We start from the raw sequence: 23,398 nt of genomic DNA, 5'->3' as shown, positions 1-23,398 counted from the left end.
ATGATTGAAGTTACTACGCCAGGAAAGTTATTTATTGCAGGAGAATATGCCGTTGTTGAACCTGGCCACCCTGCCATTATCGTTGCTGTGGATCAATTCGTAACTGTGACTGTCGAAGAAACAACAGATGAAGGCAGTATTCAATCTGCACAATACAGCTCTTTACCTATTCGCTGGACACGCCGAAATGGTGAGCTTGTATTAGATATTCGCGAAAATCCCTTTCATTATGTTCTAGCGGCGATTCATCTAACTGAAAAATATGCGCAAGAACAAAACAAAGATTTGTCATTTTATCATTTAAAAGTGACGAGTGAATTAGATAGTTCAAATGGACGAAAATACGGTCTTGGTTCAAGCGGTGCAGTAACCGTTGGAACTGTCAAAGCCTTGAATATTTTTTATGATTTAGGTTTGGAAAACGAGCAAATTTTCAAATTATCAGCACTAGCTCACTTAGCTGTTCAAGGAAATGGTTCTTGCGGAGATATCGCCGCCAGCTGTTATGGTGGTTGGATTGCCTTTTCAACCTTCGATCATGATTGGGTCAATCAAAAAGTAGCCACTGAAACATTAACTGATTTGTTAGCAATGGACTGGCCTGAACTAATGATTTTTCCGTTAAAAGTACCGAAACAACTACGTTTACTGATTGGCTGGACAGGTAGCCCTGCATCCACTTCAGACTTAGTTGATCGAGTCCATCAATCAAAAGAAGAAAAACAAGCGGCTTATGAGCAGTTCTTAATGAAAAGCCGGCTTTGTGTCGAAACAATGATTAATGGCTTTAACACAGGAAAAATTTCTGTTATTCAAAAACAAATTACTAAGAATCGCCAATTGCTCGCTGAATTATCTTCACTGACTGGTGTGGTAATCGAAACAGAAGCCTTGAAAAATCTTTGTGATTTGGCTGAATCTTATACAGGAGCTGCGAAATCTTCTGGCGCTGGCGGCGGCGATTGTGGGATCGTAATTTTCCGCCAAAAATCAGGGATTTTACCATTAATGACTGCTTGGGAAAAAGACGGAATTACCCCACTGCCACTTCACGTCTATACCTATGGTCAAAAGGAGTGTAAGGAGAAGCATGAATCGAAAAGATGAACATCTATCATTAGCTAAAGCGTTCCACAAAGAAAAAAGTAATGACTTTGATCGTGTGCGTTTTGTTCACCAATCGTTTGCTGAATCCGCTGTTAACGAAGTGGATATTTCCACTTCGTTTCTTTCTTTTCAGCTTCCCCAACCTTTTTATGTCAATGCAATGACAGGTGGTAGTCAGCGTGCAAAAGAAATTAATCAGCAATTAGGCATTATTGCAAAAGAAACTGGCCTTTTAGTTGCGACAGGATCTGTCTCGGCAGCGTTAAAAGATGCTAGTTTAGCGGATACGTATCAAATTATGCGAAAAGAAAACCCAGATGGACTCATTTTTGCCAATATTGGTGCAGGCTTGGGTGTGGAAGAAGCAAAGCGAGCGCTTGATTTATTTCAAGCGAATGCCTTACAAATCCATGTAAATGTGCCCCAAGAATTGGTCATGCCTGAAGGAGATCGTGATTTTACTAATTGGCTAACCAAGATTGAAGCTATCGTACAGGCCGTAGAAGTGCCTGTTATTGTCAAAGAGGTTGGCTTTGGCATGAGCCAAGAAACCTTAGAAAAACTTACCTCTATCGGCGTTCAAGCAGCGGATGTGAGCGGCCAAGGCGGAACGAGTTTTACACAAATTGAAAATGCCCGGCGGAAGAAACGAGAACTTTCTTTCTTAGATGATTGGGGGCAATCAACGGTCATCTCTCTTCTGGAATCACAAAATTGGCAAAAGAAACTAACTATTCTTGGCTCTGGCGGTGTGCGTAACTCTCTTGATATTGTCAAAGGACTCGCTTTAGGTGCCAAAAGCATGGGAGTTGCTGGGACTATCTTAGCTTCCCTTATGAGTAAAAATGGTTTAGAAAATACCTTAGCCCTTGTACAGCAATGGCAAGAAGAAGTGAAAATGCTTTATACTCTTTTAGGAAAAAAGACGACAGAAGAATTGACGAGTACCGCACTTATCCTCGATCCGGTTTTAGTTAATTGGTGTCATAACCGTGGTATCGACAGCACTGTTTTCGCAAAACGTTAAAGAGACCAGAACATTAATGTTCTGGTCTCTTTATTTGAGTTCTTTTATCCTACATAAGCATCTAAGATAATTTGTTTTAGTTCACTAATTAATGGTTCTTTCGGATTTGCAGTTGTACATTGGTCTTCATATGCAAGTTCTGCCATACGATCAACCGTTGTGTCTAATGTTTCTTGTGAGACACCTTGGGCTTTCAAGTTCATGTCAATTCCGACTGATTTACCTAAGTCTGCTACTGCTGTTGCTAAAGCTTCTACTAATTCTGCGGTAGTATTTCCTTTTAAGCCTAAGAATTTTGCAATGTCTGCATAATCAGTATCGGCACGGAAGTAATCATATTTAGGGAACATTGCGTGTTTTGATGGATCTTTCGCATTGTAACGAATAATATGTGGTAATAAAATCGCATTTGTACGACCATGTGGAATGCCATATTCCCCACCAATTTTATGAGCAATAGAGTGACAAATACCTAAGAATGCATTGGCAAATGCCATCCCTGCCATGGTTGATGCATTATGCATTTTTTCGCGAGATTCCATATCTGGACGTTTCACTGAATTTTCTAAATGATCGAAAACTAACTTGATTGCTTGTAAACTTAAACCACGTGTGTAATCTGAAGCCATCACGGAAACATAAGATTCAATCGCATGTGTTAAAACATCCATACCTGTATCTGCAGTGACTGAAGCTGGCACAGACATTACGAACTGTGGATCAACAATCGCTACATCTGGTGTTAACGCATAGTCTGCTAACGGATATTTCACGTGTGTTTCACTGTCAGTAATAACGGCAAATGGTGTAACTTCTGAACCAGTTCCTGAAGTAGTTGGGATACAAACAAATTGTGTTTTTTCTGGTTTGGCAATTTTATATGTCCGTTTGCGGATATCTAAGAATTTTTGTTTTGCACCAAAGAACTCTGTATCTGGGTGTTCATAGAACATCCACATGCCTTTCGCCGCGTCCATTGCAGAACCGCCACCCAAGGCAATCACTGTATCTGGTTGGAAATCAACCATCATTTTGGTCCCTGCATAAACGGTATTTGTTGATGGGTTTGGTTCAACATCAGAAAACACTTCGATTTTCACATCATTTTTACGTTTTTGTAGCTCTTTACGTACGATATCTGCATAGCCAAATTGAACCATACCTGGGTCACAAACTAACATGACACGTTCAACATTTTCCATTTTTTGTAGATATTGTAAAGAATTTTTTTCAAAGAAAATTTTTGGAGGTAATTTAAACCATTGCATATTATTTCTCCGTTTCGCTACCGTTTTAATATTAATTAAGTTAATGGCTGATACGTTTTTAGAAACAGAATTTTTCCCGTATGAACCACAACCAAGTGTTAAGGATGGAATCATTTCGTTATAAATGTTACCAATACCACCTTCTGCTGATGGAGTATTCACTAAAATACGACAAGCTTTCATACGTAAACCAAAAGCAACTTGTAACTCTTCATCTTCTGTATGAATTACTGCTGTATGTCCTAAACCACCTAAGTTTAACATCGCTTCACATAGTTCAAAAGCATGCTCTGCATTGTTTGATTTCATCATTGCTAAAACTGGCGATAATTTTTCTCTTGATAATGGATATTCCGGACCTGCACCTTCTAATTCAGCAACTAAAATTTTTGTGCCTTTTGGTACGCTAATTCCTGCTAATTCAGCAATTTTTTCTGCAGAGTTACCGACAATCGCTGGATTTACCGCGTATTTGCCTTCATTCATCACTGCATCTTCTAGTTTTTGTAATTCATTCGGTTTCACGAAGTAAACATTGTGTGCTTCAAACTCAGCTTTGACAGAAGCATAAATTTCTTTATCCACAATGACCGCTTGCTCAGAAGCACAAATCATTCCATTATCAAATGATTTTGAAACAATTAAATCATTAACCGCACGTTTTACTTTAGCCGTTTTTTCAATATAAGCTGGTACGTTCCCAGGACCAACGCCTAATGCTGGTTTACCTGTTGAGTACGCTGATTTTACCATGCCTGCGCCACCAGTTGCTAGAACAATGGCAATCCCTGGATGATTCATTAAAGCAGATGTTGCATCAATCGATGGTTGTTCAATCCATTGAATACAATTTTCTGGTGCACCTGCTGCAATCGCCGCATCCCGTACAATACGTGCCGCTTCTGCCGAACATTTTTGTGCGCTAGGATGGAAAGCAAAAACAATTGGATTTCTTGTTTTTAAGGCAATTAGTGATTTAAAAATAGTTGTTGACGTTGGATTCGTTGTTGGTGTGACCCCACATACCACGCCGACTGGCTCAGCAATTTCCATTAAGCCGGTTTGTTCGTCTTTGTTAATTACACCCACTGTTTTATCATGTTTAATATTATTCCAAATGTATTCAGATGCATACATATTTTTGATTGCTTTATCTTCATAGATTCCACGGCCAGTTTCTTCGACAGCCATTTTTGCTAAAGGCATATGTTGGTCTAACGCCGCCATCGCCATTTGATGGACAATGTGATCTACTTGTTCTTGTGTAAAATCTTCCATTGCTTTTAAAGCGACATTCGCTTTTGTTGCTAATTCATCAATCATTGATGAAACATCAACTGTTTCTGTCTTTTCTTTTTTTACTGTTTTAACCATATTCATCCTCCTAAGAGTTTCATTTTAAAAAAACTTTGTTAAATATTTCACATTCACATCATACAACATAAAATGAATCTTGTAAATAGTTTTTGTGATATTTTTCACAACTATTTGTAATTTTTTTATCTCAAAAAAAAGACCTATTCTTTTTTCTAGAATAAGTCTTCAATATCATGCCAGTCCCTTAAAGGATTTTTTGATGTCTGTGCCAATAATTGTTGATAGTCAAAAAATTCATTCGGCTTAATCTTCTGAATGTCTTTACGACAGTCTTTGACAGATAAATGGGTTTGTTTTTTCCAACGATAGGTGAGTAAATAAGTCAATAAATCTTCTTCGTTGATGGAAGAATAACCTAGTTCACGAAAATTTTGGCACTTCTTTTTAATACTTTTATTGAGCATTTTTTGTTGTAACCAACTTAATTTTTTCTTTGTCATGGACTCTTCTCCTTCCAATCAAGTGAAAGATTGCTCACTTTTTAACTATCTTCCAACACTATAAAAAGGAACCTTTTTTGTAAACTTAATAGTTAAAAAGGACTTAGGACAAGGTCGGGACAGAAGTGTTTAACTCCGAGAACCAAGTAGGTACTGTTTAACATCTATTTGCTTTGCAAATAGTGTTTCTCAGCAATAAGAAGAAATTTCCGAAAATTGTTCTTTAATTTTTGGAGAATTTTGGCTTATTTCCGAAGGAGTTGCTTCTGTTCCCGCCGTTTATCAATTTTTAAGCCTGGGACAAAAATCCAAAGTGATTTTTGTCCCAGGCTCCTTCCTAGTCCTACATTTTAAGATAAACGATACAAGCGGAATAGGAATCGTCTCTTCTTATTGGCTTTCTTGCGTGACTACTGGTCACAGTTTCGCCTTTGAAAAGCCTGTTCCGCTTTCTCTAACCATTAAATGAATTAGTTGAATCGTTTAGTCTTTCTTTTCTTTTGAAGGATCTGATGTTTCAGGAACTTCAGTTACTTCTTCCGTGACTGTCTCTTCAACTTCTGTGACTGGTACACTAGTTACTGCTGGATCATTTGTAACAGCAGTTCCAGGTGTTACAGTTCGAATTGCTGCACGGTCAAATTCTAAGACAATACCTTCGCAATCGATTAAAACTGTTTTTTCGTTGATTTCACTTAAAACACCATGTAAACCACCAATTGTGACAACACTATCGCCAGTTTTCATTGCATTTAGTTGTTTTTGACGTTCTTGCTGTTGTTTCTTTTGAGAACGTGTCATGAAAAACATCATTCCTCCTAAAAGGACTAATGTAAAAATCATTGTAAATCCGCCACCCATTTGTTTCACCTCACTCTGCATTATTCACACTACTAACTGTATCAAAAAAACGCTTGAAGAACTAGTTTTTTCCTCTAATTTTTAGAAACTTTTTGCATTCGCTTTATTAAAGCCATATTCTTCAAAAAACGCTTGTCGGAATTCTAATAAATTGTCGTCCATAATTGCTTGACGGACATTTTTCATTAAGTCTAACAGGAAGTATAAATTATGATACGATGTTAAACGGATTCCGAACGTTTCATCACATTTAATCAAATGACGAATATAGGCCCGGGTATAATTACGACAAACATAACAATCACATTTTTCATCAAGCGGACGAAAATCTCTTGCATATTGGGCATTTTTAACAACCAAGCGACCTTGTGAAGTCATACAAGTACCATTGCGCGCAATACGCGTTGGTAATACACAATCAAACATGTCAATCCCACGAATCACTCCATCAATTAATGAATCAGGGGCACCCACACCCATTAAGTAACGTGGTTTATTTTCAGGAATTAACGGTGTCGTAAAGTCTAAGACTCGGTTCATTTCTTCCTTAGACTCACCAACAGATAAGCCACCAATCGAATAGCCAGGAAAATCCATACTCACTAAATCTTTGGCACTTTGACGACGTAAATCTTCAAATCCCGCACCTTGAACAATACCGAATAATCCTTGTCTATCAGGATTTGCATGGGCTTTTAAGCCACGCTCAGCCCAACGAGAAGTCCGTTCAATCGAGCGTTTAACATACTCATAGCTTTCATCAAATGGTGGACATTCATCAAAGCTCATCATAATATCTGATCCTAATTTATTCTGAATATTGATTGCTTTTTCTGGAGAAAGGAACATTTTTGAACCATTTAAATGATTTCTAAAATGCACACCTTCTTCTTCGATTTTCCGCATATCACTTAATGAGAAGACTTGGAAGCCACCTGAATCAGTCAAAATGGGTTGATCCCAGTTCATAAATTTGTGTAACCCGCCTGCTTCTTCAACTAAATCTTCACCTGGGCGTAACCATAAATGGTAAGTATTACTTAAAATAACACCGGCACCCATTTCTTTTAATTCTTCTGGCGACATTGTTTTAACTGTCGCAAGTGTTCCTACTGGCATAAACATTGGTGTTGGAAATGTGCCGTGAGGAGTAATTAATTCACCTAAACGCGCACCTGTGTGTTTATCTTTTTTGATTAAACGATAACGAATGGCTGGTTCCGTCATTCATTTCCCTACTTTCTACTATAATTTGTCCTCCCATCATCATACTTTTTTTTTATTGAATTTGCAAGGATTTCTCAAGGTTTCTTTTTTCAAAAAAGGATCCTTAAACAACAGCAACTAGTTCATTTGAATTGTTTGAACTAGTTGCTGTTTGGCCCTTATTTGGTCGCTGTATATTTTTCTAAATCTTGCATCGCTGTTTTCACAATTTCAGGGGTAATTTTTTGTTTCATATAATGAATCGTTTCGCCTTCTATACAAGCACGTTCTGCTACTTCTTGATACTCGGCTTCAGTTAAGTCCATATCCATTTCTTTTAAAGAAATAGGCAAACCTAGTTGGTGATAGAAAGGAATCAATTCATCGATTTCTTGCCATTTTTCTTCAATGGCTAATTGAACAAACACACCATACGCCACTTTGTTTCCATGCAATTGACGATGGCTAGCTGGTAGCAAAGTTAGTGCATCATGAATGGAATGGGCCCCCGCTGTCCGACCATAATCATCGCCAAAGCCACCCACCATTCCACCAATAATTAAATTCGTTTCGATCACATCAATAAACGATTGATTTAATTGTTGCTCTTCCATCGCTTTTAAAGCATTGATACTTTCATTTAATAAAATATCGCGACATTTTTCCGCGGCAAAATGAGAAACTTGAATAGGTAACACTTGGACATCTAACTGCGAAATAATCGCATCTGCTTCGTACCATTTAGCTAATGTATCCCCAATACCTGCCACCATTAAAGATCTAGGCGAATGCAATAACACTCTTGGTTCTACCAACACCAAAGCGTTTGCTTGCGGAAAAACGTCATACCGTTCCATTGCCCCATCTTCTCGATACATCACACTCAATGGCGTACACGGTGCACAAGTAGCTGCTAAAGTGGGTAAAATAATTACCGGTAACGCCATTTTGTGTGCTAAGGCTTTCCCCAAGTCGGCTATTTTTCCTCCACCGACAGCAACGATGGCCTCTAAATGATTGTCCAGCACTTGCGCTTCTAACTCTTGCACACGTTGATCTGTACATACACCTCCATAGTTTTCAAAAACAGCTGTTACTTTTTGAAACGTCGGAAAATACGGTTTTGCCGCTTGCCATGACTCAGTCCCGTGTAAAATGAATACACGATGAATATTTCTGCATAATAGTTGTCCTTCTAATAATTCCCACGAACCAATTTCGCAAAGATACTCTTGTGGTGTCCCTCTCACAATTAATGATTGTTCCATCTTGAAAATCCCCTTCATTTTTGACTTTTGAAAATTTTTTTGAAAAAGTTGTATTTTTTCAATTCTACTACTTTTCCTTTTACATATTCTATGATATGATAAACCACATCATAACACAATAAATTTTTATACATTTATTCGCTTTTTTTGAATATTTATAAAAATAATACAAAAAGGAGTTTGCGCAAATGACCAAATGTAAAAAATGGCTACAGACGATTTTACCAATTTTATTCTTGTTGCTCTCATTATTACCTATTAAAGAAACTTTTGCAGCCGAAAACAATCCAGTCTATGACAAAATCATCCAAAAGGGAGAACTAGTTGTCGGCTTATCCGCAGACTATGCCCCTTATGAATTTCATACAAAAGTAGATGGTGAAGATAAAATTGTCGGTTTTGATATTTCTATTGCTCAAAAAATTGCCGATGATTTAGGCGTTAAATTAAAAATCGAAGAACTAGGCTTCGATGCTCTGTTAGGGGCCTTAAAAACTGGCAAGATTGACATGGTCATCTCTGGCATGTCGCCAACGCCTGAACGATTAAAAGAAGTAGCTTTTTCTCAACCATATATGAACGTTCAACAAAAAGTTATTGTTCGGAAAGAAGACAAAGATAAATTTCATTCCACTAAAGATTTCGAAGGCGTTCGTGCAGGTGCCCAAAAGCAAACGACACAAGAAGAATTAATTAAAACCGAATTAACCGGTGCTGTCCCTACTTCTCTTCAAAAAATTCCAGATTTAATTATGAATCTAAAAAATAATAAATTAGATGCAGTCGTTATGGAAGAACCGGTTGGCGAAGCCTATGTTTCTCAAAATGAGGATTTAGCTTTTGCTGATGTTACCTTTGAAAAAGGCTCAAAAGATACTGCCGTTGCTTTCCCTAAAGATGCGCCCGTTTTGACGGAGAAAGTAAATGCCTCTATTAAACAAATTAATGATCAAAAATTAATGGACGGTTATAAAAAAGAAGCCAATCAATTAATGTTCCAAAAAGATCAAAGCTTTTTACAAAAGTATGGAAAGTTCTATCTTAACGGTGCAGGCTATACCATTTTCCTAGCTTTCATTGGTGTTTTGTTTGGTGCCATTTTAGGAGCATTACTTGCCTTAATGAAGTTAGCCAATTCCAAAATTTTACGTGGCATCGCCATTGCTTATATTGAATATGTTCGTGGCACTCCTTTGCTTGTTCAAATTTTTATTGTCTATTTCGGGACAGGGGTTCTTGGTTTAGACTTATCAAAAGTAGCAGCAGGTTGTATTGCCCTTTCTCTAAATAGTGGTGCATATGTAGCAGAAATTATTCGTGCTGGTATTCAGGCAGTTAATAAAGGACAATTGGAAGCTGCTCGTTCCTTGGGAATGAATCAAAATCAAGCAATGCGGTACATCATTTTCCCACAAGCTATTAAAAATATTTTACCAGCGTTAGGCAATGAATTTGTTACAGTAATTAAAGAGTCTTCCGTTGTTTCAGTCATTGGTGTTTCGGAGCTAATTTTCCAAGCTGGCAACGTTCAAGGCGCAAGTTTTAAACCCTTCTTACCTTACTTAATTGTATCGTTGATTTATTTCGTCCTAACCTTTACTATCTCGCGTCTATTAGGTGTTGCTGAAAGGAGAATGAGTACTAGTGATTAATATTAAAAACTTACAGAAAACATTCGGAAAAAATGAAGTACTTAAAGGAATTGACTTAGAAATTGAAGCTGGTGAAGTTGTCGTAATTATTGGCCCTTCTGGTAGTGGTAAAAGTACTTTTTTACGTTGCTTGAACTTATTAGAAACACCAACTGGTGGCAGCGTCGAATTTGAAGGAAAAAATTTATTAGATAAAAATACCAACATTGATCAACTCCGTCAAAAAATGGGGATGGTATTCCAAAATTTCAATCTTTTCCCGCATAAAAATGTCTTGGAAAACTTAACGATTAGTCCTGTTAAAGTAAAAAAAGAAGCCGCTGCCGAAGCCACGGAACACGCTCTTTCTTTACTGGAACAAGTTGGTTTATCAGATAAAAAAGAAAATTATCCCGCTCAACTTTCTGGTGGACAACAACAACGGGTAGCGATTGCTCGCGCTTTAGCCATGCGCCCTGACGTGATGCTGTTCGATGAACCAACTTCTGCCTTAGATCCTGAAATGGTGGGCGAAGTGCTATCCGTTATGAAAAATTTAGCTATTGAAGGGATGACAATGGTGGTGGTTACCCACGAAATGGGCTTCGCAAAAGAAGTTGCGGACCGTGTCATTTTTATGGATGCAGGAATTATTCAAGAAGAAGGCACACCTGAAGAAATTTTTGATGCACCACAAAACCCAAGAACACAAGATTTTCTAAGAAAAGTTTTATAAAAAGGAGCACCTGGTATGGATCGCAAGAATATCGCAACACGTTACCAACAACCTACTGAAAATTTACTCATGGATATTGCAACCTTGGCGAAAAAGACCCCAAATTTAATCGATTTATCGATTGGTGACCCTGACTTAATTACCGATGAGCGGATTATCGAACAAGCAGCTAACGATGCCAAAAATGGTTATACAAAATATACCGCTTCTGATGGTAGCCAAGCATTCATTGAGGCGGTCATTCAGTTTTATCAGTCACATTATCAATTATCCTTTCAACCGAATCAAGTCCGAGCCACAGTCGGTGCTCTGCACGGGATGTATCTTGCCTTACAAGTGATTCTAAATCCTGGGGATGAAGTGATTATTCATGAACCTTACTTCTCTCCTTATAAAGACCAAGTCCTTTTAGCAGATGGCGTTCCTGTCTTTTTACCGACTTATGAAGAAGATGGTTTCCAAATTGATGTAGCTCTTTTGAAAGAAAAAATCACGCCTAAAACCAAGGCGATTATTCTTAATTCACCGAATAACCCGACAGGCGCTGTTTTCTCTGAAGAAACTTTCAGAGAAATTGCACAGGTAGCGATTGAACACAACTTATACATTCTTTCAGATGAAGTTTATGAAGCCTTTTGTTTCCAAGAAACGTTTACTCCTATGGCTACGTTTGCTCCAGAAAATACTATCACTTTTGGTAGCTTTTCAAAAGCCTTTGCAATGACTGGTTGGCGTATTGGTTATATGATTGCCCCAGACTATATTAACGAAGTAGCCAAATTAATTAATGAAGGCGTTACGTATTCTGCGCCTACGTTGTCACAGCAAGCAGGAATCTATGCGTTACAACATTTTGATGAATTTGTAGACCCGATTGTTGAAGTGTTCCAAACACGTTTAGAGTATGTGGCCCAACGAGTAGCAAAGATTCCTTTCCTTTCGCTGCATCCAGTCAAAGGAAGTATTTACGCCTTCATTAACATTCAAAAAACTGGACTAACTTCCGTCCCTTTTGTGGAAAAACTTTTAAAAGAGACACAAGTATTAGTGATTCCTGGAAAAGCATTTGGTGAAACAACAGGCGATGAGTACATTCGCTTAGCCGCAACACAAAATTTAGATTTATTAAAGGAAGCGTTCGATCGAATTGAAAGAATGACCTTTGAATAAAAAAGCTTCTGCATTAGCTAATAATCATAGCTAATGCAGAAGCTTTTTAGATTTCTTCTATCAACTCAATCGCTTGCCCACCAACATGCGGCGGAATCGACATAGTCATCGGCGGCAAGCCCACGACTGTGAAACGGACTTTGGTCCCTTTTTTTAAGTGAGACATTGAGATACTTTCCTCTAACTGTTCAACGAGTATGTTTAGAATTACCCCATGAGAAAATAAGGGCACAATGGATTCTGGATCACTTTCTGCTTGGATATTTTCTAAATGTAATCGCATTGACAACGGCTGCGTCTCATTTAACACACCAGCCTCTGCTAATTTCCCTGTAAAAACAGCAATTTTTTCAGTCATTTGTTTGCCTCCTTTTTAAACATCATATTGAAGAGAATTAATCCCCTCCCCTAAAAATTCTGAAGCGTTGTTAAATTCGGCAGGATCATATTTGGTATAGGAAACTTGTAATGTAATCGTTAAATTGCTTAATAACTCAGAACCTACTATTTTTTCTTGAACATCTTCTTTAAAATGAATTTTTGCACTTTGTGGATCTTCTCCTTCTCTAAATATTAACAAGCTCCAAGTTGGAGGTTCTGATTCAATAAAATATGGTAAGTAACGACCATCTGTGGTATCTGAAATAGCTGCAGTAACAAGTTGTAACAATTCTTTTTTCTGCTCTAAATTCATCAAATTACGAATACTTTCCCAGTAAGCAACACGAATTACTGCCATATATAAAGGGACATTATATCGAGTAGAAACATCAGAAAATAAATCAAATCCTTCTTCATACATTTTAGCCGTTCTTAAATTAGTAACAGAATCTAAGGTATTCAAACGAGTTGTTTCTTTTCGCAAACGAATATTTTCTTCTTGAATCGTTCTAATTTGATAAGTAACTGCATAAATAGTTAAACAATAGATTGGCGGCATAACCAGCCAAAATAATAATCCGTAACTGAAAACATTATGATAAGCATACTGATAAACCACATAAGTTAACTGGATAAATATAAAAATTAATGAAAATGTTAAACCTGCAGTTATTCCTGTAAAATAAGTAATAATAATTAATAGAACAGAAATTAATAAGCAAGTTAAATCAATAAAAAAATCATTAGTATCTAGAGAGATAAAGATAGTGGTTCCTACTATAAGAAATGTTCCCATTAAAAGTGTTAAATCTAAGAGTAACGTGGTGCGTCTAGGTTCCATCCTATTCTCCCCCTTTCAAGTTTTTTCTCACAATAAAGAAAGCACTTAAACCAATAATTGAGATTCCGATTAGAAAAACAAAGATGTAAATCGCTAATTTATGATTTGAAACAATTCGTTTTCCTAGTGATTCATTACTCACATGGCTTGCACGTTTTTTAAATCGGTAATCATAACGACGGTAGTTAGGATCAACAACAATTGCATCACCTTTATACATGGACGCATTTTTCTCAGTACTGACTTGCGTGGAAGCCAAAAAGACACCTTGTGATTTAGCAGCTGTTAATACCAATGCTGCAGCTTTAGAATTATACGGCGAAAACATGAGCTGTGCCGTTCCGATTTGTTTACCATAGTCTTTCTCAATACTTAATTTTTCATTAGAAACAAAACGCGTAAAGTTCTTATCGTATTGAAAATATAACTGATTATTTAATGTCTGAATCATCGGATTATCATCTGGTGTACCAAAAATAATTAAGTTATGATTTTCTAACGTTGCTTTTTTAGGGGATTGTTTATAATAAGTAATTTCACCAACGTTACTTTCAGCGTAATTACCAATTAAATTAAATAAATTTGTTAAAACTTTAAAGTAATTATCATCCATTTTTTTTGGTAATAAAATCGCTAAATCGGCAAAAGAGCGACTTCGAATTAAAATGTTAGGATAATTATTAAACAGTACATCATTTAGCTCTTCTGTCTGAATAAAAGCATTAGAATTATTTTCAATAAAAGCCCAAGGTGTTTGTCCGTTTCTTAATGCTTCAGGTGATTTAACATTCAAATCAAATGCAACTTTCAAAACAAAATTATCTGCAATTTCCAAATTATCAGGGAATTCCAAACTAATTTCGTCTCCGTTTGCCTCTTCTTTAGTTAATTTTTTACTACCGATAGGAACATCATTAACAGAGACGGTCACTAATGAAGAATCAAAATCTAAGTTTTCAGCGTATTTAAAATGTAAATGTACACGACTACCATTGGCGTTGTTTCGATCCACTGGCAAATTGACAAAGTACGTTTGTTCTTGGTGATAGGCTCCTTCTAGTTTGTCTCCCGTTGAGGTTAATGGATAATTTCCATCAAATTCTAAAGTTGAACTAAACGTATCGATATTCTCATCAACTGTCGTCTCTTCTTTATCTGTTTGGGTCATTAATTCATAGTTGGCTAAATAACGCCCCGCACGAACAAGTAAGTCCTCATCTTTCGAAGTAGCTACTAAAACATGCTTATCTGGTTGATTGAAAAATTTTAAGACAGCTTGGTCCTCCACACGTTTGCTATCAATTTGACTTTTATACTGATCTGGCAATTTATCATAGCTGGCAATAATCAACTGATAGGGTGCTGACTGTTCTTTGTTCAAAGAAGCCATTGGCAACAATTCTTCTGAAGTAGTAATCAAACGAGCAGCGCCAGCTAATGCATGGGTCGCTGCAGCTAACTCTTTTTCCGTTGCATTTTCTGGTGTCAAAATAACACTATGTTTATTCGCAATCGTGTCTGCTCCCACAAAATGATTATAAAAAGAATGAATTGTATTCTCTGGTAATTGTAAATCGTATTGGAAGTTTACGTTAGATCCTTCATACATCGTTAACCAATTTGCCGGAGTTTCAATTAAATTATACATGTCGTTTCCTGCCTGATTAATAATTTGGCCCTCAACAGTCAATGTATTTGTCTCTTTAATCAGTTCCAAAGGGATTTCAATCGTCTTTTGTTGAATACCAGTTGTATTTTCAGGACGCCAAGAATAAAACTTAACACCATTAACCGCCACAGTTAAATCTGAGGTCTGATTATTTTTTAATTGTGTGATTTGATAAGTCATATTGAATGATGCTTTTTTAACGTCCCAATAATCAATTTTTGTAAAATACATGGTGCTACGGACAGAAGTACCTGTTAAAGAGATTGTTTTATTTTGAAAAGGTTGTGTAAAGGTATGGTTGTCTTGTTCTTTGTTTTCGGCGTATACGGTCGGACTTGCGACACCAATCAGAATTGTCAGAAAGAACAACCCTATTAAAGTGACTGTTTTTTGTTTCATTGCACGTTTCCTCCTTATTTAAATCGTTCAGTTTTGTACCATTTTGTTTGTGTTTGTTTATGAAAAACATTTTCTTTAATATACATCACCATGCCATAAGCGGCGACTACTAGCCACATCTGACTGTATGTAATATACATCAAGGCAATAATTAAGATATTCTCTAAAGTCATTTCGCCTTTTTCGGTCGTAATACTGACAAAAGTACTGAAAATAAATAACAAAATCGCTAACAACCATAAGGAATTGCTAAATCCTTGCAGGGTCGTTGTTAAGTAACCAGACATTGATAAAACTAACATGATGTCTGACAAAACGAGCGATGTCATTAAGAGAAAATAAATGGACAAGAAATATAAAATATCAAAACGGATCCGACTTGCTCTAGGATTAAACAATAATTTAGCATTTTTAACAATGACATAAATATTGCCTTTGACCCATCGCGTTCGTTGTCGGAACCAAACAGATAATGTTTGCGGCTCTTGCTCCCACGTCACTGCTTTTGGTTGAAACTTAATTTTATAGCCCATCATATAGATGCGAAAACTAATTTCTGTATCTTCGGCTAATGCTTTATCGTCCCAGCCGCCAATGGCTTCAATAATACTACGACGAACAATAAAATTTGTGCCAGGAATCGTGCATAACTTAAACAATTGAAAACGACCGGCTTGTGCCATCCATTGAAAGGCGAGTGTTTCGATATTAATAAAGCGTGTCAACAGGCTTGCATTGCGATTTCTGGTTCTAAATTTACCAATAACCGCACCGTATTCCTCACTAGCGATTAACTCTCCGACTAAATAACGAAGTGCATTCGGTTCAGGCGTATTGTCCGCATCATAAATGGCAATCACGTCTCCCTTGGCTTGCTTAAAACCAATGTTTAAGGCATTGGACTTGCCTTTCCCACCCGTTATATTGTCTGTATTAATGATCTGCAAATTTCGATTGGCCGCCTTTTTTTGGACGTTAGCTAAAAGCTCGGCACTATTATCACTTGAGTTGTCATTAATCACAATAATTTCATAGCGATCTTGCGGATAATTAAAATTCAATAACGCTTCCACTGTCCGCACAATGACAATTCCTTCATTATGGGCCGGCACCATAATTGAAACAAAAGGCGCTTCTTCGTCCTCTACAGGTGGCGGTGCGACAGGGTCTGTTTTTAAATAATAAACATAGCCAAAAATAACTAAGAGAATATTTACAATTAGTAGACTCCAAATAATGATAGTTGCTGTTAACATTACAATGTCAGCAATGGTCATTTGTCTTCCTCCTTATTAATATATTTCGATCGATAATTCTTTCGTCCAATCATAAACAGTACAACTAATATTACTAATGTTAACGTCACAAGTACCACTAAAATAGTGTTTGTAATATTAAAAAAGAAAGCAAATACTCCTGTAAATTTTTGTTTCTCCACAGTTGAAGCACCCGTATCAGCCATTCCGTTAACAATTTTGTTATTTAAAAAAAATCGATTCTTGCGAAATTCAATTTTCTGTGTTTGCGTTTGTAAAGTAAAATGTTGATCCGCTTCTGTAATGCTAAATATAAGTGGGGATTTCTCAATTTTTTGAATTAATTGATCTACTTCTTTTTTAGAATTGGGAAATGGAAAGCTCACTGTTGTAGGCATAGGAAAGCGATAGTCTACGGATTTACTTTTAGTCGACCATTCAACTCCCGATAAATAATCATAGGGCAAATCAAATAATGCATTTTTATATGTTAACGATTCTCCTGTCTGATTCCGATAAAAGACACGGTCAATTGGTGGATTTTCTCTCAGAATAACTGTATCACTAATTGAAAGACCATCTTCTTGGTACTGTAAATCTTGATTCCAATAACCAGGCGCTGAAATACCAACAGGATAAACGTGTCTATCCACTAACAAACTAATTTGTTGTTCTAGTAATTGATGAAGTGCACGTTGATCGTTCAAATCTACATTATTGACAACTGGTGTTTCTAAAAAAATGATGCCAGTAGCTGCGAAAGAGCGTAGAGCATTCGTAAACAATTTATAAGGTAGAATTGTGTTATTCACCGAAACGCTGGTACTAGATAAAATATATGGATATGTCGTCTTGACTAATTCTTCTTGTAAATACGTAGCCACAGACATTTCTTTCAAGGGATTAAATCCTGAAATCGTCAAAAAAGGACGGGAGAATTGTTCGCTTTCAAGCCACTTGCTAATTACCTCTACACTTTCTAAAAAAATCGCTCCTTTACGTTCAAACATTGGTATAAATCCGTGCCCGTTTTCTATTACGCCAAACGGATATACTTCAGGTTCCAACTCTTGTGTTTTTAATTTCCCGATTGTTTCTCCATCTGTTCCATCCAAAACAACTGATTGATCTTGAAATGGTAATATTTGAGAAAAGCGACCCTTTTCATCTTCTAAATGATATTGACGATGACTTAGTTCTTTCCATTTTCCTGTGAAATATTGCTTTTCATCGTCGCGTATGTTTCGACCAATGTGTAATTGTTTACCTTTAAAGTGAACACGATCAGCTAAAAAGTCTGAAGCAATTACTCCCGCTTGTTCTGGCCAGTTAACCATTGAAATTAAACTGTCATAATCTGCATTTAGTAATTCTCCAGGTATATAATCAGAAACAGCCACACTTTGAACTTCTACACCAAAACTCGTTAACACCCGTTGTAAGGCATCTACATCATTTTCTTTCTCACCAGCAACGTTAAGACTATCATAAACAAGCAAAACATGTTTACTTGGTGCTGCTAAAGCGGTTTTCGGAAAAATGAAGACAACCAGAGAAAATATCGCAAGAAAAAATACGATGTATTTTTTTTCATTTTTCACTTAATATTCCCTCCTCTAATAAAATTGGGTTTTCATCTTGCCACATTCTTTTTCCAATAACATCTGAAACAACTTGTAACAATAAAAAATCTAAAAATACTGAGACTAAAAATAAGTGACGAACGAGATCGCTATCACCATCTATAATAACTGTTCCTACAAATATTACTAATAGATTAAGGTAGATTCCCGACATTAAAAAGAATCTAAAAATTAAACGAGGTTGCAACTTCTTTATTCCGTTATACAAACCAATACTGTATAGGCCAATAACGATTACGCCTAATAACAAATAAAAAGCAAAACTTTTCGGAAAAAAACTAGCTTTTATTCGATTATATATCATAAAAAATTTCGATTGTGCTAAAGGTTGTTGTCCAGATAATTTCTCAAAATTCCCCACATTATTTGGTTTTACCAAGTAAACATTAGGTACAGCTGAGTTAAGTCCTTGCCATAATTCGGATGGATAATTTAAATAATCAAATAGAATCCAGACAAAGCTTGTTTTATTTAAAAACTCTTTTTTCATTTGTTCAGAGTTTGGTGAGACGGGACTGTATTCTTCAAAGTATGATCGTCCTCTTTGTAAACCATATTGAGGGTTAATGCCACCTTCAGACATCCGTTTATCGGGGACTTTAGTATCTTTCATAACTCCCCGAGTCATACTATGATATAAATCTCTTTCATAAGTATCATTAGGAACAATGAAAGATGCTAAAGTCGTGAAACCCACTAAAGCAATAAAAAATGCGGTAAGGGATAAACGTTGGTACTTTTCATGTAAATAGGCAAAAAAACCTAGTCCAGAAATAATAATACCGATGATTAAAAGATATTCTTGCCTATTGGATCCTATTAAAAGAACTGTCACCTGCGCCAAGATTACAAGTACTATACGACGCAACCAAGTACGCGGTTTAGTAACTCGATAAAAATAAACAGAAAATGCTAACACGCCTACGGCTAATAGATAACTAGTTGCTTCAGTATAAAAGGAATTAAAATAAATTGTATAAGAGGAATCCCCTAGAATAAAGATGACAAGTAATGAAATCAAATAACTTTTTTTGATCGAAACCCCTTCTGTTAAGCCTCTTACTAAAAAATATATATAAACCAAAAAACAACTAAGATAAAGAAACCCTAAAAAACGTAAATCAAAAACGGTTTGACTATAGAAGAGCTTATTTAACCAAATGGCTACTGTAATAAAAAACTGTTGGGTTGAGACAAAATGAGTTGATGACTCATTAAAGTAACGCATAATTGAAAACTCTTTAACAAAATAGGATACATTATCATAATTTTCACCATTCACACGGTATAAACCGTTTGAATTTAACACCCGAAAGTATTCTCCGTTGTCTCCTAACCCATTAATAGGTTGAACAAATAACAAAATACTCGTTGCAATCCCTATTCCTAACACGGCAAAAAGAGCTGGTGATATATAGCGATTCAGCCACGTGAAAGTTGAATTGATTAATTGCTTTATTTTTTCCATGCTTTCACCTCATTTAAAAATCATAAGCTAAAAGAGCCATCAAATTGTTGTAGGAGTAAACTTGCTTTGTCACTTTATCGCCAAACCCTCCATAGATAGGACTTTTTGTGTCCATAATCTGAAAGTTGTTTAACACAGTAATTGCTGAACGATAAAGTTCCTTGTCGTTTTCGTTAGCTCCTATTAGCGCTGCTAATGCATAACTAGCAGCTGATTGATTTTTATCTACTGGCGAACTATTCAAATCGTACGAATTAAATAGCGTACCTTGTTGTACTTGATCTCTTACAAAATCAAGACTCGTTTGTCTAGCCATACCAATTTCACTTAAATGTAATATTGTCAATAATGACTCGATAATATTAATATTTCCTTCGTTTTCATATTTATTTGTTTGATGATTAAACTTTGTTTGATAAAGGGGTAAATCGTCAGAAATATAGCCCTCATCTATTAATTGATAATGATATTGCAAGTAATCTGCTGAAATGCCGAATTCTTTGTATAGATAACCCAGTGTAATTAAGTCAATATAAAACAAGGAAGTTTCTGAAGACCTTTGTTTTGATTTACTATCGTAAAAATCAATTAAAATGTTATCTTTCATTGAGGTTTTCATAAAACTCTTGCTCAATTTTTTAATTTCTTGGTCATACTGATCTGTTTTAAAATGCCCACCTGCTTCAATCAAGGAACGAATAATCCGTAAATCATCAATTGAGGCATTCACATTATATTTGTTACCTTGTTCATCAATACGATAGCTAAACTGTATTCCGTCATAAAAAGTATCTTTTGTTTGTTTATAAAAATTGTCAAAACGTCCCTGCGTATCAAATCCCGCTAAATTACGTAAATATAAACCTGAAGACTCACTTAACAACTCATGTCCTGTTGCGACATCTTTACGTTCAGCGTCTGGTAAATAATTGGTTAAAAAGCCACCTTCTGTTTTGAGGCGAGTTTCAATAAAAAACTTCAACAAATCTTTACGTTCCGCAGTTTCTTTCGTACTGAATTTATTTCTCGCTAAAAAATGTTGTTTGTCTGTTGACATTAAGCGTTGAATTTTGGGATTCACTTTTTCCACCTCTACTTTATAGGATTTTTCTCTAAACAAAAGAAAATATCCTCCCAGAAGCACCACGAATACCCCAATAAAAATCCAAAGTTTTCTCTTCATTATTACGCCTCTTTTCCTCACTTCTTTATTGTCAGTGTACACAAAAGTACTTGTTTTTGCGAAACTTACGCTACATCATCAAGCGCAAGAAAAAAAGCAATCCATAAAATAAAAGGATTGCTCTAACCGTTTCGTCGATCATTTCCTGTCATCGTAATCTCTTTTGACAGATAACGCACACGTTCCATAATTCGTCTGGCTTTTAGTGGCTCTTGTTCTCCTCGTTGCGTCACGGTTAAATGCTCTTCTAAAGCTTTTAAATCTAGGTTGGAAGAGAAAAAAGTAACTAATTGTTCTTGCATTCGGTATTGCAAGATTACACTTAAAACGTCGTCACGAATCCAACTAGTCATGGATTCCGCACCAATGTCATCAATCATTAATATAGGGGATTTTTTTACTGCATCGAGCTTTTCACCAACTTGATCGCGACCAATGGCTTGTTTCATTTCTACTGTAAAGGTTGGAAAATGAACAATTGTCGTAGTAAATCCACGTTCTGCTAAAGCATTAGCCATCGCACCTAATAAGAAAGATTTTCCTACACCGAAGGGGCCTTGTAAATAGAGTCCTTTATGAAATTCTTTTGGTGTCGCAGGATATTCTCTTAAAAATTGCATCGCTTCTGCTAACGCTTTGGCTCGACCTTGAGAAGATGGATCGAAATCTCGTAAATTTGCTTCTCGGACATCTTTTGGCATATCCATTGCCTTTACTCGATTGCGAATTTCTTCTTCCTTTTGACGGGCGATTAAATCAGCCGTTGGGACATACGTTACATCAATGTAATGAAAATTCAACATTAATCTTGGCTCATAGCCTGGGGCAATCATTGCCGGATCGTTTAATTGAAATTTCTTTTTTTCTTGAACAAATTCATACAGCTTAGCATAACTTTTACGAATATCTTCATCGGTTAAACGCTCTCGGTTTGCTTGTATAAAGGCTTGAACATCTTGATCTTTCAATACTTCGTTAACTAGCTCTTCATATCGTTCATTGATATCACGCTTCTGGATAATTTTTGACATTTCTTTTCCTACGTCTTCCATCATTGGTCACCTCCTTGGTTTAAAAATTCTTGAATTTGTCGATCTAACTCGGCTTGTTCTTCTGGGGAAAGTTTTGTTTCATCGTTTGGCTGATCTGCCCATTCTGGTAATCGCTCTTGTCGAACAGTTTGGCGTTTCCCTGAATAATTTTGTTGTCGCTGTTTTTGTTTGGTTTGGCTTTGTTTTGCCAATTCTCTGACGTGCTCAATTGCTTTTTCTGGTGAATGAATCCCACTCTGTCCCCATTCATTCGCAATTCGATTCACATACTCCGCTTTTAAAGTCGGTTGTTGTTGAATGTTGTAAACATAGTTAATCAAAATATTAATCACACTAGTTGGTAAGCCTGATTTGGCAACCAAATATTTCACTAATGAACGTTCTTGTGGTGTCGTATAGCCGCCTCGACTATTTTTTAAAGCTTCTAAATATTGAATAGGCGGATTCTTTTCACTATCCATAATCATTTGAATATCCAGTTCAGAAAAACCATTCATTTTTAATGCGTTATATCGATACGTTTGTTGCTCTTCCACCGTCAATTGTGCTTGCTCGTTTGTCACTACGTTTGTTGGTTGTGGTTTTTTATCAGGATCAAACGCTTGATGAATCGTTCGCACTAATTCCTTAGGCAAAATTCGACTTGTATAATAGTCAAATGATTTCGAAGCAAAGTCTACCATATCTAACTCATTGATGCCATATAATTGATGAAAAACATAGACTTCTTCTTGAAAACTAGCCTCATCTTCAGGCAGTTGTAAACCTAAACGGTGCAAACCTTCCACAAAATAGTGCCAATCAAAAGAATCCTTTGATACAGAAATTTTCTTCGATTTTTCTTGTTGAGAAAAAGTTTCTTGAATCGTTGTCAATCGGTTCGCTTCGGAAACAATTTGTTCTTCTTTAAAGGCATAAACCTCTTGAAAGCTAGCGGAAACATTTTGATAGCCCTCTGTTTTAGTAGGATGCGGTTGGAACTTTTGCACTAATTGATCAAATTTCCGTTGTCCAACCCGATTAAATAACACTAAAGCTAACACTTCATCTTTAAAAAAACGAGTGGCTGTTTCAGGTGCTTTTAAATAATATAAATAACAATCTCCTAATTCCCGATCTGTTTTTTTATACGTTTCTAGCAACCCAATGCCTTCTAATTTGTAGCAAGCTTCTTCTAATTGTTGGCAACTCAAGTCTAGCAAACTAATTAAATCTGCATGAAACAGCGAGCCATTCTCCTCTGAGTCTGTTGTTTCAGATAACAAAAGCCAATATAAACTAAACGCATTGGCGCCGACAATTGGTTGATATAAAAAGGTTAAAACCTCTTTCTCTTGATCAGAAAGCGGTGAATCAATAACCGCTTGAAAAATATTTTTTGGTTGGATTCTTTGCCGATTTCCGTTCAAAGAAAG

General features: G+C 36.3%; 19 protein-coding genes. 5 read left to right on the top strand and 14 right to left on the bottom strand.

What is annotated here, in order from left to right; genetic code table 11:
- Both IGL49_RS03165 and fni read left to right on the top strand, forming a co-directional pair.
- On the top strand, positions 1 to 1,107 hold the full coding sequence (locus tag IGL49_RS03165) for a phosphomevalonate kinase (RefSeq protein ID WP_104854558.1): 1,107 nt from the start codon (positions 1 to 3) through the stop codon (positions 1,105 to 1,107).
- Positions 1,091 to 2,134, top strand: a complete 1,044-nt coding sequence (gene fni, locus IGL49_RS03160; RefSeq protein ID WP_002381302.1) for a type 2 isopentenyl-diphosphate Delta-isomerase — start codon at positions 1,091 to 1,093, stop codon at positions 2,132 to 2,134. Before IGL49_RS03165 ends, fni begins: the two co-directional genes overlap by 17 nt.
- Before the next feature lie 44 nt (positions 2,135 to 2,178).
- Here the strand turns inward: fni and adhE are convergent, their stop codons facing one another.
- The 5 genes from adhE to IGL49_RS03135 all read right to left on the bottom strand — a co-directional run bounded on the left by adhE (position 2,179) and on the right by IGL49_RS03135 (position 8,572).
- A complete protein-coding gene (adhE, locus tag IGL49_RS03155; protein WP_002388933.1) occupies positions 2,179 to 4,776 on the bottom strand; it encodes a bifunctional acetaldehyde-CoA/alcohol dehydrogenase in 2,598 nt (865 codons plus the stop codon).
- A 155-nt stretch (positions 4,777 to 4,931) separates the two neighbouring features.
- Positions 4,932 to 5,237: a post-transcriptional regulator gene (locus IGL49_RS03150; protein WP_164982954.1), complete on the bottom strand. Its 306-nt coding sequence runs from the start codon at positions 5,235 to 5,237 to the stop codon at positions 4,932 to 4,934.
- Between the two features lie 465 nt (positions 5,238 to 5,702).
- Positions 5,703 to 6,101: a preprotein translocase subunit YajC gene (yajC, locus tag IGL49_RS03145; protein WP_174108254.1), complete on the bottom strand. Its 399-nt coding sequence runs from the start codon at positions 6,099 to 6,101 to the stop codon at positions 5,703 to 5,705.
- A gap of 60 nt (positions 6,102 to 6,161) precedes the next feature.
- On the bottom strand, positions 6,162 to 7,307 hold the full coding sequence (gene tgt / locus IGL49_RS03140; RefSeq protein WP_002355772.1) for a tRNA guanosine(34) transglycosylase Tgt: 1,146 nt from the start codon (positions 7,305 to 7,307) through the stop codon (positions 6,162 to 6,164).
- 158 nt (positions 7,308 to 7,465) lie between these two features.
- Positions 7,466 to 8,572, bottom strand: a complete 1,107-nt coding sequence (locus IGL49_RS03135) for an iron-containing alcohol dehydrogenase family protein (RefSeq protein WP_164982953.1) — start codon at positions 8,570 to 8,572, stop codon at positions 7,466 to 7,468.
- 170 nt (positions 8,573 to 8,742) lie between these two features.
- On the opposite strand from IGL49_RS03135, the gene IGL49_RS03130 reads away from it, so the two are divergent.
- From IGL49_RS03130 to IGL49_RS03120, 3 genes are read left to right on the top strand one after another with little or no spacing between them, the layout of a single operon-like run.
- Positions 8,743 to 10,206, top strand: a complete 1,464-nt coding sequence (locus IGL49_RS03130) for an ABC transporter substrate-binding protein/permease (protein ID WP_104854563.1) — start codon at positions 8,743 to 8,745, stop codon at positions 10,204 to 10,206.
- Entirely contained in the window at positions 10,199 to 10,921 is a 723-nt protein-coding gene (locus IGL49_RS03125; RefSeq protein WP_002355769.1) for an amino acid ABC transporter ATP-binding protein, read from the top strand. Before IGL49_RS03130 ends, IGL49_RS03125 begins: the two co-directional genes overlap by 8 nt.
- A 15-nt stretch (positions 10,922 to 10,936) precedes the next feature.
- Positions 10,937 to 12,091, top strand: a complete 1,155-nt coding sequence (locus tag IGL49_RS03120; RefSeq protein ID WP_104854564.1) for a pyridoxal phosphate-dependent aminotransferase — start codon at positions 10,937 to 10,939, stop codon at positions 12,089 to 12,091.
- Between the two features lie 46 nt (positions 12,092 to 12,137).
- On the opposite strand, the gene IGL49_RS03115 is transcribed toward IGL49_RS03120, so the two are convergent.
- The 9 genes from IGL49_RS03115 to IGL49_RS03075 all read right to left on the bottom strand — a co-directional run bounded on the left by IGL49_RS03115 (position 12,138) and on the right by IGL49_RS03075 (position 23,392).
- Positions 12,138 to 12,449 (bottom strand): hypothetical protein, encoded by a 312-nt coding sequence (locus IGL49_RS03115; protein WP_104854192.1) that lies wholly within the window; start codon positions 12,447 to 12,449, stop codon positions 12,138 to 12,140.
- Between the two features lie 15 nt (positions 12,450 to 12,464).
- Positions 12,465 to 13,313, bottom strand: a complete 849-nt coding sequence (locus IGL49_RS03110) for a diguanylate cyclase (protein WP_104854193.1) — start codon at positions 13,311 to 13,313, stop codon at positions 12,465 to 12,467.
- A gap of 1 nt (position 13,314) precedes the next feature.
- Positions 13,315 to 15,381 carry a cellulose biosynthesis cyclic di-GMP-binding regulatory protein BcsB gene (locus IGL49_RS03105; protein ID WP_104854194.1) on the bottom strand — a complete coding sequence of 689 codons (2,067 nt, stop codon included), beginning with the start codon at positions 15,379 to 15,381 and terminating at the stop codon, positions 13,315 to 13,317.
- Between the two features lie 14 nt (positions 15,382 to 15,395).
- The gene (locus IGL49_RS03100) at positions 15,396 to 16,658 is read right to left on the bottom strand and encodes a glycosyltransferase (RefSeq protein WP_104858231.1); all 1,263 of its coding nucleotides are present in this window, start codon (positions 16,656 to 16,658) and stop codon (positions 15,396 to 15,398) included.
- Positions 16,655 to 18,238, bottom strand: a complete 1,584-nt coding sequence (locus tag IGL49_RS03095; RefSeq protein ID WP_104854196.1) for a hypothetical protein — start codon at positions 18,236 to 18,238, stop codon at positions 16,655 to 16,657. Before IGL49_RS03095 ends, IGL49_RS03100 begins: the two co-directional genes overlap by 4 nt.
- Positions 18,228 to 19,748, bottom strand: coding sequence for a glycan biosynthesis hexose transferase WsfD (gene wsfD, locus IGL49_RS03090; protein WP_104854197.1), 1,521 nt, complete (start codon positions 19,746 to 19,748; stop codon positions 18,228 to 18,230). The genes IGL49_RS03095 and wsfD overlap by 11 nt, the downstream gene beginning before the upstream one ends.
- 13 nt (positions 19,749 to 19,761) lie before the next feature.
- Positions 19,762 to 20,973, bottom strand: coding sequence for a hypothetical protein (locus IGL49_RS03085; RefSeq protein WP_164982952.1), 1,212 nt, complete (start codon positions 20,971 to 20,973; stop codon positions 19,762 to 19,764).
- Positions 20,974 to 21,053: 80 nt separating this feature from the next.
- Positions 21,054 to 21,983 (bottom strand): primosomal protein DnaI, encoded by a 930-nt coding sequence (gene dnaI / locus IGL49_RS03080; protein ID WP_164982965.1) that lies wholly within the window; start codon positions 21,981 to 21,983, stop codon positions 21,054 to 21,056.
- Complete coding sequence (locus tag IGL49_RS03075; RefSeq protein ID WP_104854199.1) at positions 21,983 to 23,392, bottom strand: replication initiation and membrane attachment family protein; 1,410 nt, start codon at positions 23,390 to 23,392, stop codon at positions 21,983 to 21,985. The genes dnaI and IGL49_RS03075 overlap by 1 nt, the downstream gene beginning before the upstream one ends.
- Positions 23,393 to 23,398: the final 6 nt, after the last annotated feature.

Origin of the sequence: Enterococcus sp. DIV1337a (genome assembly GCF_051712285.1) — a bacterium.
Taxonomy (GTDB): Bacteria; Bacillota; Bacilli; order Lactobacillales; family Enterococcaceae; genus Enterococcus; species Enterococcus faecalis.
This window is presented reverse-complemented; position numbering and strand designations above follow the sequence as displayed.